This is a genomic window from Rhizobium sullae, from assembly GCF_900169785.1.
Lineage (GTDB): Bacteria > Pseudomonadota > Alphaproteobacteria > Rhizobiales > Rhizobiaceae > Rhizobium > Rhizobium sullae.
In genome coordinates this window covers 79,606-97,094 of sequence record NZ_FWER01000025.1, presented here as the reverse complement: position 1 = coordinate 97,094, position 17,489 = coordinate 79,606, and the positions used below count along the sequence as shown (strand labels likewise).

14 protein-coding genes are annotated in these 17,489 nt (G+C 59.0%); 4 read left to right on the top strand and 10 right to left on the bottom strand.

What is annotated here, in order from left to right; all coding sequences use genetic code 11:
- Positions 1-307: 307 nt before the first annotated feature.
- The 4 genes from BN1800_RS22030 to BN1800_RS22015 all read right to left on the bottom strand — a co-directional run bounded on the left by BN1800_RS22030 (position 308) and on the right by BN1800_RS22015 (position 6,158).
- Complete coding sequence (locus tag BN1800_RS22030) at positions 308-1,342, bottom strand: AI-2E family transporter (protein WP_087001076.1); 1,035 nt, start codon at positions 1,340-1,342, stop codon at positions 308-310.
- 78 nt (positions 1,343-1,420) lie between these two features.
- A complete protein-coding gene (locus BN1800_RS22025; RefSeq protein WP_087001138.1) occupies positions 1,421-3,256 on the bottom strand; it encodes an SLC13 family permease in 1,836 nt (611 codons plus the stop codon).
- A gap of 101 nt (positions 3,257-3,357) precedes the next feature.
- Entirely contained in the window at positions 3,358-4,569 is a 1,212-nt protein-coding gene (locus BN1800_RS22020) for a M20/M25/M40 family metallo-hydrolase (RefSeq protein WP_087001075.1), read from the bottom strand.
- Positions 4,570-4,607: 38 nt separating this feature from the next.
- Positions 4,608-6,158, bottom strand: coding sequence for an AbgT family transporter (locus tag BN1800_RS22015; RefSeq protein WP_087001073.1), 1,551 nt, complete (start codon positions 6,156-6,158; stop codon positions 4,608-4,610).
- Positions 6,159-6,472: 314 nt separating this feature from the next.
- Between BN1800_RS22015 and BN1800_RS22010 the strand changes: the two genes are divergently transcribed.
- Positions 6,473-7,546: a helix-turn-helix domain-containing protein gene (locus tag BN1800_RS22010; RefSeq protein WP_244564598.1), complete on the top strand. Its 1,074-nt coding sequence runs from the start codon at positions 6,473-6,475 to the stop codon at positions 7,544-7,546.
- A gap of 622 nt (positions 7,547-8,168) precedes the next feature.
- Here the strand turns inward: BN1800_RS22010 and uxuA are convergent.
- From uxuA to BN1800_RS21990, 3 genes are all read right to left on the bottom strand, one after another.
- Positions 8,169-9,356, bottom strand: a complete 1,188-nt coding sequence (uxuA, locus tag BN1800_RS22000) for a mannonate dehydratase (RefSeq protein ID WP_087001071.1) — start codon at positions 9,354-9,356, stop codon at positions 8,169-8,171.
- 39 nt (positions 9,357-9,395) lie between these two features.
- Entirely contained in the window at positions 9,396-10,118 is a 723-nt protein-coding gene (locus BN1800_RS21995) for a GntR family transcriptional regulator (RefSeq protein WP_087001069.1), read from the bottom strand.
- A 111-nt stretch (positions 10,119-10,229) separates the two neighbouring features.
- A complete protein-coding gene (locus BN1800_RS21990) occupies positions 10,230-11,591 on the bottom strand; it encodes an APC family permease (protein WP_087001067.1) in 1,362 nt (453 codons plus the stop codon).
- 217 nt (positions 11,592-11,808) lie between these two features.
- On the opposite strand from BN1800_RS21990, the gene BN1800_RS21985 reads away from it, so the two are divergent.
- Positions 11,809-12,180: a nuclear transport factor 2 family protein gene (locus tag BN1800_RS21985; protein ID WP_087001065.1), complete on the top strand. Its 372-nt coding sequence runs from the start codon at positions 11,809-11,811 to the stop codon at positions 12,178-12,180.
- Positions 12,181-12,561: 381 nt separating this feature from the next.
- Here the strand turns inward: BN1800_RS21985 and BN1800_RS21980 are convergent, their stop codons facing one another.
- Together BN1800_RS21980 and BN1800_RS21975 are read right to left on the bottom strand one after the other, a co-directional pair.
- A complete protein-coding gene (locus BN1800_RS21980; RefSeq protein ID WP_027511469.1) occupies positions 12,562-12,849 on the bottom strand; it encodes a YciI family protein in 288 nt (95 codons plus the stop codon).
- Positions 12,850-12,945: 96 nt separating this feature from the next.
- Positions 12,946-13,521, bottom strand: coding sequence for a TetR/AcrR family transcriptional regulator (locus BN1800_RS21975; protein WP_087001063.1), 576 nt, complete (start codon positions 13,519-13,521; stop codon positions 12,946-12,948).
- An 806-nt stretch (positions 13,522-14,327) separates the two neighbouring features.
- Between BN1800_RS21975 and BN1800_RS21970 the strand changes: the two genes are divergently transcribed.
- Positions 14,328-15,338: an alpha/beta hydrolase gene (locus BN1800_RS21970; RefSeq protein WP_179213853.1), complete on the top strand. Its 1,011-nt coding sequence runs from the start codon at positions 14,328-14,330 to the stop codon at positions 15,336-15,338.
- 61 nt (positions 15,339-15,399) lie between these two features.
- Here the strand turns inward: BN1800_RS21970 and BN1800_RS21965 are convergent, their stop codons facing one another.
- Positions 15,400-16,116 (bottom strand): GntR family transcriptional regulator, encoded by a 717-nt coding sequence (locus BN1800_RS21965; protein WP_087001061.1) that lies wholly within the window; start codon positions 16,114-16,116, stop codon positions 15,400-15,402.
- Positions 16,117-16,384: 268 nt separating this feature from the next.
- Here BN1800_RS21965 and BN1800_RS21960 point away from each other — a divergent pair, with 268 nt between their 5' ends.
- Entirely contained in the window at positions 16,385-17,467 is a 1,083-nt protein-coding gene (locus tag BN1800_RS21960; RefSeq protein ID WP_027511465.1) for an ABC transporter ATP-binding protein, read from the top strand.
- Positions 17,468-17,489: the final 22 nt, after the last annotated feature.

Here is a 17,489-nt window from a genome sequence, read left to right as displayed (position 1 = left end):
GTTGCCCGCCGATACCCTTCTTGCTGTTGGTATTGAGATGGTGTGCGGCTTAGCAGGAGCCATGGCCGCCGGTCGATCGAAGACTGGAGGCGTGCCTCCCGAGAGGCGTTCCGCCGCTGATCGGTTTGCTTTGCGAAGTTGTTGTTCCTTTGCCGACGCTAGGCTTTCCGGATCGGGAGAGCCCAGTCGATCACATTCGAAATGCTGACATCGCCATGCAACACGGCGTCGGCTGGTTTTCTTTCTCTTTCCTCGCAGACATCGGTTTGACAGGACCGCTCGGCGGCGGATCGAACTTCCGCTGCGTTCAAGTTCTGCTGTCTGCCATGCCCTCTGTGCCCAGTAGTTCCGCTATCCATCTGGTCGAGGCGAACTGGGTGCAGAACGCGAGGACCGCAATCGTGATGGGCACGCCGATGAACGCGCCGAATATTCCCCAGAGAAACGTCCAAAGGAAGACGGAAAAGAGAACGAGCCACGGAGAGATGCCGAGCGTGTTTCCGGCCACTCTTGGCTCGATGTAACTCCCTATCACAAACTGTACAGCACTCAAGCATGCAAAGACGACCAGCGCGGACTGCGGGGACTGGAACTGAGCAAGGGCATAGCATGTCGGAAGGAGTGTCGCGATCCAGGGACCGATGAACGGGATGTAGTTCAGGGTGAACGCGACTATTCCCCATTCGGCGGCCAATCGCAGACCGAATGCAGTGGCAAATGCCCAGACTGCCAGCCCGGTCGCCGCGCTCATGATTGTCCTGATGAGAAGGTAGCGTCGGATCCTCGATGACGAGAGTGCGAAGCCTTTGATGATGTGAGCAGCGTTTCGGCTGTCTGCCAACCTACGGATCCGATTTCCCAAGTCGGACACCTCCAAAAGTCCGAGGATCACATAGACGAGAACTACGAGTCCGAACGCGACCATCGTGTTCAGCCGGGCCGATATTCCTTGCAGTGCCCGCAACAGGAGCCGAGAGTTGACGTTATCCGCCCAGACTCCGGCCAGAAGTATTCCATGCCCCTCCAACCATTCTGCAAGGCGAGTGTAAAGCAACTGAAACTGACCGACATCCGCCATCAGCGACCGCCCGATCCTGCCGAAGCTCAACGTCACGACGGACATGAACACTAGAAAGATCCCCAACAGCAGCGCCGCGACGATGGCCAACGCAAAGACCCTGGGGAGATGTGTTTGCAGGCGATTTTGAAGCGGCCACAGCACGGCGATGATGAACAGCGCGCCTGCGACAGGTGCCAGCACCGCGTCCGCGAAATAAAGGGCTGTTGTCGTGGCGATCGCTGTAAGGATGGTCGGGACAGCCGCCGGAGCGCGCTCAGTCATCGGGCACCTCGAGGGATAATCGGCGGCATGCGGGCAACTCCGGGATAAACCGAGGCTATGGCGGTAGGAGTTCCGGCCCTAGAAGCGCCATATGAGAGGAACGATGAATACCGAGACGACGAAGAACCACATCATCAGAGGCAGGCCGAGCTTCCAGTAATCGCTGAACGCATACCCCCCCGGTCCCATGACCATCAGGTTTGTCGGCGTTGCGATCGGGGTCAGGAATGCTGCCGCTGCCGCGACTGACGTACTCATAAGGACCGGGCGAGGGGACACGCCCATGGCCGTCGCTGCGGCTACGCCGATGGGAATGACGATGAGGGCTGTCGCCGTGTTGCTGATGAGTTGCCCAAGCACGGCGGTCATGAAGAAGAGACCAGCAAGAAGAGCGATTGGCCCGGCGTCGCCGACGAGATCAACAAGCTGCTCGGCCATAAGCTTTGCCGCTCCCGTTTCTACCATCGCTGTGGAGAGTGGTATCATGGCTCCGACGAGAATCACGGTAGTCCATCCGATCGCCCGATACGACTGCTCGACCGTCATAATTCCAGCGAGGATTGTCGTGCCAGCAGCCAGAAGACCTGCGACAGCCGGGGGTACTATTCCGGTTGCAAGCAGAAGCACCATTCCGATCAGAATGACGATGGCCTGCCATGCTCCCGGACCCATCGGAACGGCCTGACGCCGGACGAGTTCCGGCGAACTGACGACCAGGACGTCGGGGTCGTCGAGGTGGACATCCAGAGCCTTCCAGGTTCCTTGGAGCAGCATGGTATCTCCCGCCTGCAGGGTCGTTCCGCCTGAGCGTGCGCCCCCGGCCTCGGCGTCGATTTCGTTTCCGCCCCTCTGGACGGCAAGAACGATAAGATCACCGCTTTCCGTGATCATACCAGGGAAGACCTTCCTGCCGATAAGACCTGATCGGGGCGGAATGACCACCTCTGCGAGGCCGGATCGGCGATTGAAGAGCATTTCCTCTCCGCTGGAGGATTCGGTCTTCTCCCGGAATGCAAGATGCATCTCGGCGGCAAAACCAGCAACAGCCTCGTTGTCTCCCCGCACCAGCAGGTAGTCTCCTTCGGCGATAGCAGCTCTCGTCAGGGGGGCGCTCGTATCACCGTCCTGCACGGCAACCAGTTGAAGACTTGCGGCCCTGGAGACATCGACAGACGAAGCTGCCGCGCCAACATAAGGCGAGCTCGCCCGCACCCGCATCTGATGAATCCCGCTCTCGAGTCCGTATTGCTCGACCAGCGTCTTTGCATGTTGGCTGAAGTCGGCGGGCATCGCCACCCCGTTGCGTTCCGGCAGCAGATGGCGGCCAAAGAGGATGATTATCGCCATAGTTCCTGCCAGCAGGGGAATGCCGACAAGCCCGAATTCGAAGAAGCCGAACTCACCTATGCCGGCATCGCCGCCAGCGTCCGATACCAGCACATTCACCGGAGAGCCCGTGAGGGCAAGCTTCGATCCGGCATGAGCGGCGAATACCAGAGGCATGAGAAGTTGTGACGAAAACCGCCTGAGCCTCACCGCGATGACCACCACGACGGGTAGCAGCGCGGCAACGGCGCCGTTGACGCTGATGAGCGCAGTGAGGAGGGCGACCAGACACATGGTCAGCAGCAACAGGCGGGACCTGCTTTCCTTGCCTGCTCCACGGATCAGAAGCTGTCCCGCCCAAGCCGTCACTCCGGTCACCTCGAGACCTGCGCTGATCACAAAGAGCGAGGCTATGAAGATGACAGCAGGATCACCGAACCCTCCGAGTGCTTGCTCAATCGTCAACACACCGCTCACCCAGAGCGCCAGGGCGGTCATCATTGCGACCAGAACCACAGGCAGCTTGTTCCACACGAACAGAACAACGGCCATAGCGACGATGGCGGCGATATAGGCGATCGAACTCAATGGCTCGGCTCCTTTGCTAAACTCCGTCAACGGTTCCCGCGAAAAAATTTGATCGGTGTTCACGAGGTCACGCGGGCGTCTTCGTCGCCGGATGGATCTCGCTAGTCCGCCATCGCTGCAAGCAGCACGCCAAGGCGACATCCTTTCTCGTACTCCGCGAGGTCAACGTACTCGTTCACGGTATGGATTTCCGCTTGGCCCGCGCCGATCGTGATTGTCGGGATGCCGTGCTTGTCTAACCAATTGGCATCGAGCCCCCCGTTCGAGAACAGGTAGTTTGGCTCGAGACCCAGCGACTTCAGTGCCTTTGCTGCACGAACTACGACGGGGGCATCCTCATCCAGCTTGAAGGGTGGGTACGCGATTTTGTGGATGAAGCTCACGCGGGCAGTCGCTCCGTTGTGGTCTTTCACGATGTTCTTCGCCTTCTCGAAAGCGGCTTTGTATCCCTCGGCGATCATCATCGCGAAGGTCAGTTCCGGGCTGCGGGCCTCGCCTCTCAGGAACGTATAGTCGGTGACGACGTTAGTGGCGTCGCCGGCGGGCTTGCCGTCTTTCCCCCCGAACACTCCGATGTTGCTTGTGCCGTGACCATCGGGTTTCTCGACTTTCCCGAACCAGCCTGCCGCATGGGCCTCGGCAAGGCCAAGAGCTCCCACGAGCGTCGCTGAGATACCCTTCTCAGGAGCGACGCCAGCGTGGGACGCCTTTCCCTGGATTTCTACCTCCCAGTTCTCCTGCCCCACTGCTCCAATGATGAGGTCCGATGCGAGTTGGCCGTCGACGTTGACGCACATCACCGGTCCGCCGAGGACGGCCGGATCGAGTTCGCGCGCGCCATGCAACCCGCTCTCCTCGCGCACGGTGAACAGGAGGGTGATTGGCGGGTGCGGGAGGTTATGCTTGATCAGCATCTCCGCCACCACCACTAGAAGCGCTACTCCTGTACGCGCGTCGCCACCGAGAGCGGTTGTTCCGTCCGACACTATACGGTCGCCTTCACGTCGTGGCTTTGCCCCCGCACACAAAGGCACGGTGTCGAGATGCGTGGAGAATAGCAGGCGAGGGCCGGGCCGCGTTCCCGGAAGATCGACGATCAGGTTCCCCGTTTCCGTTGGCAGAGGAATCCTGTCGTTGGCGTCATCGAAGCGGATATCCGCTTCAGGAACGCCAACAGCTTTCAGAGCTTCGATGACCGCTGACGCGATGTTTGCCTCATGACCTGTCACGCCCTCGACGGAGAGGAACCGCATGAGGTGTTTTTCGGCAGCAGCCCTGTCCAAGGGAATCGAGGGGTTGTCCATCATGTCCATCCATTGATGCGAGTAAATTTTTGACGCTCAGGCCGCTCTCATAGCCCCCACGGAAGTCCCACCATCTTCCAAGCCGCGAACAGCAAGGTCCACAACACGAACATCGAAGCCACGTAAGGCAGCATCAGTGATACAACGGTCCCGACGCCAGCCGACTTGTCGTACCTCTGGGCGAAACCCACGACCAACGCGAAGTATGCATTCAGCGGAGTGATGGCGTTCATCGGAGAGTCCCCTACACGGTAGGCGGCTAGGACCGCCTCCGGCTCTACTCCGAGCTTCATCAGAAGGGGCACAAAGACTGGTGCGAATATCGCCCATTTGGCGATGGCACCCGTCAGCAGGAGATCGATGATCGCCACGACGATGATAAAGCCGAGGAGCAATGGCAGTGCTCCGATGTTGGCGGCTTGCAGCGCTCCGGAAAGGCTCAAGGCCATGACGGTGCCCATATTGGTATAGGTGAAGTAGGCGACGAACTGGCTCAGCACAAAGAACAGGAAGATCGTGCCGCCAAGGTTCCTTATCGATTTCTCGATCGCCGTGATGACCTCGGTGAGCGTCCGCAGGGTCCCGGCCCCGATACCGTAGCACCAGCCGGAGACGAGGAAGATCAGCATGATCAGCGCGATGAGGCCGTTCATGAAGGGTGAGTTGCCGATAAGCTCGCCCGTTTCGGCGTTTCGCAGCGGTGCGCCGCTGGGGAGCGTCAGAAGGCAGAACACGATCACGAGGCCAATCAGGCCGAACAACGCGAACCGCAGCCCCCGTGATTCCGATTCAGAAAGTACCGCTCCTTCGCCCGGGCGCTCACCGTCCGCTGGTTGGTCGGGGATGTAAGTGCCAAGCCTCGGTTCGATCACGCGGTCCGAAATGAAGGCAATCACTACGGTCAGGAACAGAACTGATGCGATAGAGAACCAGACATTGGACGCCAACCCGATCGATCTGGTCGCATCGACAAGGTGGGCGGCGTCATTGGTGAACTCGACAAGGACTGCGTCGAGCGGCTTGATTAGCATGTTGACGGTGAATGCCCCGGCGACCGCGGCGAAGCCCAAGGCGAGACCTGCAAGGGGGTGACGCCCGACAGCAAGATATGCGATGCCCGCAAGAGGAATAAGAACGAGATAACCAGCGTCCGCCGCAACGCTGGCGATGATTCCGACGAAAGCAAGGATGTAGGTCAGAGCCCAGCGCGGGGATACGATCACCAGTTTACGGATCAGCGCGGTCACAAGGCCGGATTCCTCGGCGACGCCAGCGCCGATCATCGCGGCTATCATGAGTCCGACCGCGGTGAAGCTCATGAAATTCGGGATGAGCGACTCGTACATGAAGCGGATGCCGTCGGTGTTCAGCAGGCTCCTGATCGAAGTCGTGGCGGCCTCGATCTCATGGGTTTCCGGATTGATCCGCTCGAAGGTTATCGAGGTGCCGAAAGCTCCCAGAAGGGCCGACAGCGCGATCACTATGGCGATGAGGGTGAGGAAGATTATGACGGGGTGGGGGACCATGTTGCCCACCTTTTCGACCCCGTCGAGGAATCTCTGCATAACGGTTTTTGGAGCCGCTCCCGCCGTGGACATGGGTGATCTCCTACCCCTCAGCCCCGCAGCGCGAGGCGCAACGCCGACATCGCCGACACGGACGAACTACAACTCATCTTAGTTGGAGCAGCCGCAGAGTCGTGAGCGCAGAATCCACAATCTGAGCAGGGTGTCCCGAAAAGATCCCACAGTGGGCGACGCTGCTGCCACAAGAAACGCGAAGTAGACAAACAGCGCGGTGCGGGGAAATGCAGCTGCAGCGCGATATCACGACCTGAAGATACCTCCGTAGCGGTTGTGGTTTGTTATAAAAAATGATACTGCTACTCAGGTTTGAAATGGAATAATCTTTCGTGGACATCGGCGAAGGTATTGTCATGGATAACATGCTAGAGGCGGGTGCCGAGCGAGATATCGATCACAAATTCGCTTGCTCGATAGATGTTAGTACCCAATCGTTTCCCAGTGACAACCAGTTCGAGATATTCAGGAACGCTCACGTTGGCGTCGCTGATCTGACATTCTGCAAGAGCGCGGACGGTTCCTTTCCCGCCCGACTGAAGGTCTGGATGCTCGGTTCGATGCTAGTTGTTTCAACTGTCCTGCCAGGAAAAGGCTATGCCCACGAATGGCGGCACGTGAAGAAGGCTGCATTGGATAACTGGTATCTGCGCTTGCCGGTCCGGCCCCTGACGCGCGCCGCTGGAGGGCAGACCTTGCCCCATCTTCGATGCCTGGCTAAACCGTTCGAGGTTATGGTGGAGGATGAGGGTGCATTGTCGGTCTTTCTTCCGTCAGACGGGGTTGTCCCGACGTCCACTCTCGAGAGCCTGCTCCATAGGAAGATCGAGGGCGCGTTGGGCCATCTCCTCGCCGACTACCTTGTGCTTCTGGCGCGATCGTTGGCCGACGTCACCATGGCAGAGGTGCCATACGTGGTCGAGGCCACGAGGAACCTTATCATCGCGTGTCTAGCTCCCTCGCGAGATCGGCTGGTAGACGCTCACAGACCAATCGGGGCCGTGGTCCTGGAACGCGCCAAGCGCTTGATAAACACGAGACTTGCCGACCACTCGCTCACTGCCGAGGTGATCTGCAGCGAGCTAGGTGTCTCGCGCTCGCGGTTATATCGATTATTCGAGCCGCTGGGTGGTGTGGCGGCCTATATCCGGCATGAGCGTCTGGTCCGGACGCGTGCGGGAATCTCCAATAGCAATGACGTCCGGGCCATATTCCATATCGCGGAGGAATGGGGTTTTGACGATCCCTCCGCATACAGCCGGGCCTTCAGACACGAGTTTGGAATGACGCCAAAAGAGGCACGGGAGGTCGGCTGGGTCCGGGATGTCTTCCATGTTCAGCGAGAGAAGAGTCTTCGGGATGGAGGCCCGCTCACACTCTGCCAGGCCCTTCGTGGTGTCGCCTAGTCCGGCCCGTTCGCGGATGCCGATCGTACCTCGTTTGAATTGGACGCTCCTGGATGAATGTTTATCCCTCGCCCAAGGCTACCCAGTCGAACTTGCCCGCACGGCGTCCTCCCAAGGGCCGAAATCGAAGATGGCGAATGCGAGGCAATCACGAACCTGCGCCGAAACTCGTTGATTTGCAGTGAAGGCTCTTGTTTCCTGACCTTCAGCGTCTTGTAAAAAGCGCCAGACGAGATCACGAATCGCCGCGGCCTGCCGTTTCTGTTTCGGTGTCGCCGGCATCGATTTCTGGTGCAGGCGTTCTGCATGGATCCAGCACAAGTGCCTTCACGGCGCATTTCAATCCAAAGGTTGCGCTCGCCGCAGTCGAGTTGGCGCGCGAGATGGGCTTTTCGCCCTTTCTCGCGCTGCCCCACACCAACGGCAAGGTCTTGCGCGTCCACGGTTGTCTCGCCCCTTCGGAACGGCGGCAACGCAAACCGCGCGCAACCTCGATGGCTTTGCTAAGCCAGGCGCCAGCCTTTTTGGCTTTCTCTTGGGTCGCCTCCACCCGCGCTATAGCAACCTTCGCCGATCAAAGAAATGGAGAGGACCATGCCGGTCTGGCACAGTCACTTCTGGATCAAGATGGTTTGGCATCGAGCGCGTGCAGGATGCCGCGCAGTTCCGCCAGTCCGCGCATGCGGCCGATCACCGGATAGCCCGGCGTGACGGTTTTGTTGAGATCGTCGAGCATACGGTGACCGTGGTCGGAGCGGAAGACGATTTCGTCTTTCGGGCTGCGCTTGCGGTCCTCAGTCACGAGTTCCTTGAGAACCGCGACCATATCGACGTCGCCCTCCAGATGGGCGCTCTCATGGAATGAGCGGCCATCGCCTTCGCGCTTGGTGGCGCGCAGATGCGCGAAGTAGATGCGTGAGGCAAAGCGGCGGGCGATCGCCGGCAGGTTGTTGTCGGCGCGCACCCCGAGGCTGCCGGTGCAGTAGCACATGCCGTTTGCTTCTGATGGTACAGCCTCGAAGAGAGCGGCATAGTCCTCAGCTGTCGAGGCAATGCGCGGCAGCCCGAAGAGCGAACGCGGTGGATCGTCCGGATGCAGCGTGAGCTTGACGCCGCGCGCTTCGGCGGCAGGTATGACGGCCTGCAGGAACTCAATGAGGTGCTGGCGGAGCTTAGCGGCGTCGATGCCGGCGTAAGCGGCAAGCTTTTCGCGGAAGCCGGGGATGGTCAGAGGCTCGGTGGTCGAGCCCGGCAGTGCCGAGGTTATGATGCGGGTGATCTCAGCCATCTCCGCTTCGGGCATCGTCTCATAGAGTTTTCGGGCGCGTTCCTGGTCCTCCGCCGAATACTCCGTATCGGCGCCTTGACGTTGCAGCACGAAGAGGTCGAAGGCAGCAAAGCGTTCGTGGTCGAAGCGCATGGCGGTTGCGCCTGTCGATATTTCGTAATCGAGTTCGGTGCGTGTCCAGTCGACCACCGGCATGAAATTGTAGCAGATGATTGAGATGCCGCAGGCGGCGACTGCCTCCAGGCTGGCAATCCATGCGTCGATTTCGGCCTTTGCCTGGCCGCCCTTGCGCTTGACCGCATCGGGGATCGGAATGCTCTCTACGACAGACCATGTGAGGGGCGAACGGCCTGGCGGCGTATTCTCGATCATGGATTTGCGGTCGCCGACTTCGCGTTCCGTCCAGGCGCGGCCGATCGGCACCTGATGCAGCGAGGACACGATGTTCGTTGCGCCCGTCTGGCGCACCTCATCGAGAGTGACGGGCGCCTCAGGCCCAAACCATCTCCAACCTTGCCGCATCTGTTTCCTCCTTGTTTGTCTCGTTGCTTATGGGCTGCTTCAGCAGAAATAATCGGGATAGCGCGTGCGAAGCTCGGCGACGTCCGGGATGACGGCGCTCAGGTGGTGAAGCATGGCGTCGCGGGCGGCTTCCACATCATGGGCTGCGATCGCATCGCGGATAGCGATGTGTTCGGGGACCACATTGTCCATGCGGCCCAAGGCCGGAAGCGTCAACCGCCGCGCCCGGTCGATCTGCACCTTGACCGTCTTCAGGATGGTCCAGATACCAGGGTAGCCGGCGATCTGGGTTAGCGCCTGGTGAAAGACCTCGTCTTCTTCATGGAAGCTGGACACGTCGCCAACGACGGCAAGCGCCTTCTGTCGTGCGAGGATGGCATCGAGCCGGGCGATGTGGTGCAGTTGGGCAATTCTGGCAGCCCTTTCGACGGTCGTGCTCTCAAGCGCCTTGCGAACGACAACGGCTTCGGGAATCGCCGATACGGGGACGCGTGAAACAACGGTACCTGACTGCGGATAGATATCCACAAGCCCGCCTTCCGAAAGACGAAGCAGCGCTTCGCGCACAGGCGTGCGACTGACGCCGAATTCGTCAGCTATACGCTTTTCCTGAAGCGCCATTCCTGGCGGCATGCGCAGCGAAACGATGTCGGCATAAAGCTTTCCGAAAATCGCATCCGCCGCCGTCACACGGCGCAGCTTCGCTGGTCTTTCCGAAAGAGCCGGAAAGTCGATGGCTTCGAAGCTGGATGCCTGCCGCATGGCATTGCCTGAACATGATGTCGTTGTGCATACTAGTATATCAATTCAATTCTGTTGCCAAGGCGACCGAAGAAGAGGGTGCAAAACAGCAACCGGTGCATTGATCTTCGCTCAGGCGGTCTGACCGCTGACGCGCATGATGCCGACCGTTACGAACCACAACACGATGCCAAGGCCGAGAAGGAAGGCAGCGATCAGGTACTGAACCGGATCCCGGCCGGTCCATGGTCCGGCAAGGAAGATGCAGGTGATTGAGCCCAGCACCGGTGCGATCACAGGTGCTTTGAAATGCGCGTGTCCGACGCTGTCTCGGCGAAGCACCAGCACCGCAATATTGACCACCGCAAAGACGCAGAGAAGCAGCAGAGCCGTGGTGCCGCCGAGCGCCGGAACGCCACCCGCGAACATGATCAGCGCGACGGCAAGCAGCGTGGTGAAGCCGATTGCCACATACGGCGTCCTTCTGGCGGCGTGGACCTTCCCGAGCATTTCCGGCAGAACCTGTTCGCGACTCATGCCGTAAATCAGGCGGCTTGCCATCATCATGTTGATGAGAGCGGAATTCGCGACAGCGAACATCGTGATGATACCGAAAATGCCGATCGGGAAATTCGGCGCACCAGCCTGCACGACCTTCAAAAGCGGTGTTTCGCCTTCGCCAAGTTCGGCAGCGGACACCAAGGTGATCGCCGATATGGCGACGAGGACATAGATGCCGCCGGTGATGACGAGGCCACCCAGAAGCACCTTCGGGAATATCCGGCTCGGTGCCTTGCATTCCTCGGCCATGTTGACCGAATCTTCGAACCCCACCATGGCGAAGAAGGCGAGCGTGGTCGCCGCGATGACCGACCAGAGAACGCCGCGATCGCCGCTCGGCTGGAAGGTCCAGACTCGGGAAACGTCGCCTTGTCCGCCGGCGATTGCCCAAAAGCCGATGCCGATAATGATCAAAAGGCCGGTGAGTTCGACCGTTGTCAGCAGCACGTTGAGCTTGACGCTCTCACCGACGCCGCGGAAATTGACTGCCGCGACAAGCGAGATGAAGGCAATGGCGATGAAGGTCACGCCATAGCCGCCGAAATCGAAGCCGAAGGCTGTCGAGAAGTTGGCCGCAAAGGCACGGGAGGCCGTCGACGCGGACGTTATGCCCGAGGACATCACGGCGAAGGCGACGAGGAAGGTGAGGAAGTGGATGCCGAAAGCGTTGTGCGTATAAAGTGCCGCACCGGCGGCGCGCGGATATTTCGTCACCAGTTCGAGGTAGCTCAAGGCGGTCAGCAGCGCGACGGCGAAAGCAACCAGGAACGGCAGCCAGACGACACCGCCCACCTCTTTGGCGACTTGTCCGGTCAACGCATAAATGCCCGTTCCAAGAATGTCACCGACGATGAAAAGCAAGAGCAGACCGGGTCCCATGACCCGCTTTAATTCCGGCTGCTCTGGCAGCGTCTCCAACGGTATCCCGCTCATGCGCCCTCCTTTTAGCTGTACAGCCCTGACTGCATTCAAGCGTCAGGCTCTGCCTTGTTGGCAACTAGAGCGGAAATTAAGGGAGAAAAGCGGTATGTTGAGCGTTGGTGTTTGCCGCGAGGCTGGCTTAGCAGCTGGCGGCGCAAGCGCGGCTGCTGAAGGTGATGCCTACTGGTAATGACCTATTTCGGAGATCGGGCGCGCACGAACGGAGACGGTGGACATTCGATCGACACTGATGGAGCTATGTGAGGCCTTCAACACGCACGACCTTGATCGCGTCATGGCGTTCTTTTCTGACGATTGTATCTTGGAGATGCCGCGGGGCAGTAAGCCTTGGGGTTCTCGTTGCGAGGGCAAAAGGAGCGTAAGAGAAGCGCTGGCGACGCGCTTTGAAGGCCTGCCTGACGTCCATTACGGCAACGTGGAGCATTTTGTGGATTCGTCTGCCGATACGGGCGTCTCAAAATGGACCCTCACTGGCACCACCCTCGAAGGCACGAGAATGGAAGTCCGAGGCTGTGACTTCTATACGTTTCGCGACGGCAAGGTGATTCGCAAGGACTCGTATTGGAAAATCGTGGAGTAAGAGTCCGCCGTTGACCGATGGCGTCAATTCGCGACGTTGTAGCAATTCGGGCGCTTTCGAAGAGCAATGCGGACATTCAGTGGGCCGTGCCTACAGAACTTACGAGCGCGCCGCCCAGATATCTCTCTACGGCAGCCTTCAGACACGCATCGCGACTGCTATCATAGAGAGGGCGCGAACGACCCGCGCCACCGGCCTCGGCTAAGGACCCGCAAGTCCGGCATCTCGGTGAACAGCCCGTAGGCTTGAGCGATGCGATAGTCGCAAGGCTGGCTCGCCCCCCAGCCACGCTGCATCATGATAATGAAGAAACTCCGGTGCGGCCGCGCACCAGCGGTAGCGCAACCGCCTGTCATGACCCAGGAAAGTTCCGCCCACCGATCATCCTTTCAGGAAAACAAGTCGTTCATCAATGCGGCCTGGCGTAATTTCGTGGATCTCGGCGCTCACCACACGCGCTGCCACAAAAGGATCTTCCTGGACCAAAGCTTCAAGGCTTTTCCGATCAATATTATGGGCGAGGAGTGCCCCGCCCGCGTTCGGGTGGAGGCTGCCTGAAAGAAGAAAAGTGCCGCTGTCGAAGCCCCCTTTGATCCAGGCATTATGTCCCTCAAGGAATTGGGCGGCCTGCATCTTGTTGGACGAAAACCTGAGAAATACGATAAACATGAACTGTTCCGTTTTTTGAGCTGTGATGGAGTGGGAGAGAGGCGTCCCCGCGTTATGACAGCATTGGACACGTTTGTTCGGCCTCTTCTCGGTGAGTTAGGAGCCCTCGGCTGCTATATCCTTCAGCCAGTCCTTCATCTGATCAACCTCGCGCTGAACGAAGTCTGGATTCTGGAAGGCATTGAAAAGGGTCGCAGCACCCTGGCTGCGGGAGAGAAGATGCATGGCAAGCGCATCCGCATCGGCTTCTCGGCCGAGTGCGACGAACTGACGGCGAAGCCACGTCCGGAACAGCATGAACAACCTGCTGGCGTCTGCCTGCGCTACATGGCTCAGCTTCGCCAACTCGCTCGTTAGCGTTCCGATCGGGCATCCATATAGCTTGATCTTATCCCCATTCACGATCAGGATGTCGATGAAGCTGGTGATCCGCTCTACCGGTGTCTTGCCCTCCATCTCCCATCGCTCCAGCATCGCCTTGCGATCAGCCAGGCGTTTCTCGATCACCGCTTCTAGAATGTCGTCCTTCGTCTTGAAATGGTAATAGAAGTTGCCGCGTGAAATCTTCACGAGCTCGGCGATGTCTGCAAAGGATGTTTGATCAAATCCCTTGCGGTAGAAAAGATCGTCGGCTACGCGGATAATTTCCTCGCGTGTCGCCCGATTTCCCATCGTAGTGCTTCCTTCTTGGTCTTCCGGTGCCTTTCGGCGGCCATGAATGTCCTCAAAGAGGCGTAGGTCACTTGTCCTATTCTATTAGGTCATTTGTCCTAACTCCGTCAAGCCCCTAATGAAGCCAGCCCGAAACAAGCAAAGGAGAGAAAAATCCTAATCTTCGCAACAAAATCACCGGCTCTGAAAGCTCACGATGATTTCTGTCGCAAAACTCAATCGCAAGTTCGAAGTTATGCGATCGATTCTTGCGACAGCAAGTATTCCTGTTTCAGTTAGGGGGCTGAGGCTCGCCCCGGCCTTTTCTGTTCCGTTCAAGGTATGCGACATCGGCGCAGTCGCGAGGCTTGAATTTGCTGCGTCGCAGCATTAGCCTATGATGATCCGAAGCGATTCACCTCCTCCCGAGCCGCTTCGGTCCGACGGGCAGCGCTCCTCCTCCCAAGCTGTCAGTCACGATCGAAGCCCGGCGCATCTCCTCCCGCGTCGGGCTTTTCGTTGCGCAAGTGGATCATGGTATCGTTGATGCAGCGCGCCGAAACATGGGATAGAGCGACGATAACCGCTGACTGACACGATCGATCGGACGCGGCAGCGAAGACTGCTGTTATCCCATGCTCAGACCAGCCGCCGCGCCCGTCAGCCAAAATGCCAGCGGCCGCGCCAGTGGCCTGAGGGGACCTTGCGGCAGGCTTGGGATAATGCTCCTCGCACTTGCTGCCCTTTCTTTACACGATAGCAATTGCCGCTACAGTCTTGGCGAACCCCACTGATATTCAGGCGAGGCGAGAATGGAGAGGAGCTTCATGGCATTGCGATCAAAAACCGGTTTGGCTGGCAGGGCGATGGCATGCTTGCTTCTGGCATCATCACCGATGATCGGCACTGCCCGCGCCGACAATCCCAGCGCAACAAAGTCGGATCCGCGATCACGCGCCAAGGAAATCATCACGCGGCTTGTCGATGACAAGACCGATTTTCGCGATCGAAGGCAGCGCTTCGAGGAGGCGATGCGGGCCACGCCTGAGCCAACCCGCGTGCAGATACGCCAGGTCGATGCCGATGGCGTTGAGGGCGAATTGATCTGGCCCGCTCGCCTCCACCACCCGCTTGGCAAACGGGCCATTCTCTTTCTCCACGGTGGAGGCTTTTATGGCGGCTCCATGCGTAGCCATCGCAACATCGCTGCGTCGTTCGCGAAGGCGTCGTCTGCCGATGTGCTGTTGATCGAATATCGGCTTTTGCCTCAATACCGCTTTCCGAGCCAGGTCGAGGATGCGGTCACTGCATTTCGATGGTTGCTTGAATCCGGCTACGAGGCGGCAAACATTGTGGTGATCGGAGATTCCGTCGGCGGAACTTTGGCGCTCCAAATGTCTCTTCGCCAGATCGCCAAGAACGGCGAGAAGCCCGCTGCCGTGATCGCTATCAGCCCGGTTGCCGATTTTGAAGGTGCGGCGGTGCCGGCGCATGGTGAAGACGAGGTTTCCGTCGGCCGCGAGTGGCTGCAGCAGGTGGGGAAGGAATATGCGGGGAAGGGGAGCCCCTCGCTTCAAACCGTGTCGCCGATCAATAGCGATTATTCAGGTTTTCCTCCGATCCTCCTGCAGATCGGCGACAAGGAGGCTTTGCGGGGGGATGTTCAGCGTCTTTTCGAAAAGCTGAAGGCTGCAAACGTCGATGCGCGACTGGACGTCTTGCCGGGCCTGTTCCATGAGGCCTCGTTGTTTCCGTTCTGGCTCGACCAAGCCAGGAGATCCAATCAGCATGCGGCGGAGTTTGCCATGGCTCATTTCGCCGATAAGCCACCGCAGTGAAGCCGAGTTGGCGATGCTCCGACAGCCGGTATTCGCCTTCGTCCGCCAGGCTGGCTGAATCCTACATTGCAAAGGCTTCTTTTAACCCGAAGCTCTTGCGTTCGCGGAGGTCGAGATCGGCTTCGATATGGGAAATATGGTGCACCATCAGGCTGCAGGCGGTGTCGAGATCCTTGCGCTCGATAGCCGTAACGATGTCGCCGTGCTCCGTATGGCCACAGCTTGATACGGTCGACTGACCGTAGAGCGCGATGACCAGCGAGGAGCGGGCGATGAGTTCCTCCATGAAGCGCTGCATGATGGCATTGCAGGAGACCGAAGCGAGCATCAGGTGGAAATCGCCGGAGGCCTTGATTTCGGCGCGCCGTGCGGTCTGCCCGCGCTCGCCCATCAGGCGGCCCTCTTCCAGCAAGAGCTGCTTCAGGTGCTGGATCTGCGCAGGCGTAATGCGCGCGGCGGCTTCGCGCAGAATTCCAGGCTCCACCAGCCGGCGGGCAGCGAAGATCTGACGAGCCTCTTCCGGGGACGGATAGGCGACGAAGGCGCCACGGTTCTTCTCGACGCTGACGAGACCCTCATAGGACAGGGCCTGGAGCGCGGCGCGGGCAAGCGTGCGGCTGACGTTGAAGAGATTGCCGACATCGCCCTCGGAAAGTTTCGTGCCTGGCGACAGCCGTCGCTCGATGATTGCATCGCGGATCGCGTCGCGAATTTGCTGGGTGCTCGTTTCGGCTGAATCGTCTGCCGGCAGAACTGCGTCGGAGGAGGTGGGCTTCATGAAATCGGATACCTAAGAATCGTCACAATGATAGCCAGCTTCGGAAGAAAAGTTAAACGGAATTTGCAAGCAAAACACGGGTCAAATTGTATACGATCATCTGCATAAATTGCAGACAAGAGCCTATTTCCTGTGCAGGTCGCGGAATGCCACGCAATGAAGCGCCTCGATGGATTTGCCAAATCCCGATGGATTCGTAAGGTTTTGATGCCGGCGACGGAAACTGGCACGGCGGATGCATCGTCTTTCTCGAACAGGGGAAGACGTGATGTTGAAAGCGGCAGAAATCGATATAGCGTCCGTTTCGAAGGTTTATGGCACGACAACCGCTGTGCACGCCATCAGCTTGAAGATTCCTGCTGGATCGTACTGCTGTTTCCTTGGCCCTTCGGGCTGCGGCAAGACCTCGACGCTCCGCATGATCGCCGGCCATGAAAGCATCTCCTCCGGCGATATCCGCCTCGGCAATACGGTCGTGACGGACTTTCCTCCAGCCAAGCGCGGCACGGCGATGATGTTCCAGTCCTATGCGCTCTTTCCGCATCTCGACCTTGTCGACAATGTCGCCTTCAGCCTGAAGATGAAGGGGATCGGGAAGGACGAGCGCCGGGCCAAGGCGCTGGAGATGCTGAAGCTGATGCAGATGGAAGCCTACGCGACCAGGCGTCCGGCACAGCTTTCCGGCGGCCAGCAGCAGCGCGTGGCGCTGGCCCGTGCACTGATCACCAATCCGGAAGCGCTGCTGCTTGATGAGCCGCTTTCGGCCCTCGACCCGTTCCTGAAGATCCGCATGCGCGCCGAACTCAAGAAACTTCAAAAGACGCTCGGCATAACCTTCGTCCATGTAACGCACAGCCAGGAAGAGGCGATGGCGCTGGCCGACATCATGGTCATCATGAATGACGGCAAGATCGAACAGGCGGCAGCACCCCGCCAGGTCTTCGAGCGCCCGGCAACAGCTTTCGTCGCCCGTTTCATGGGTGACCATAACGTTCTTTCAGGCCGCATCGTCTCTGCCGAAGCTGGCGTGATCACATTTAAGGGGCCGGAAGGCCAGACATTTTCCGTACGCGGTGAGGGCAGGCAGGTGGGCGAGGCTGTCGATATCGGCGTCCGCACCGATCGTGTCCGCCTAGAAGCGCCAGCAAAAAAGACGCTCGGCTTCCACGGCGTCGTATCCAACATCGAATATCGCGGCGCTTCGGTGAAGATCACCACAATCGGCGCGGGCAGCGACGACTTCACGGTCATCGCGAGCGACGGCGATTACTTCGCCAAACCCGTATCGGTCGGCGATGCGGTGTCTCTGAGTTGGGCCCTGGAGGATGCAGTCCTCCTCGGCCATGCATGAATTAGCTATCGAAAAAAGGGGA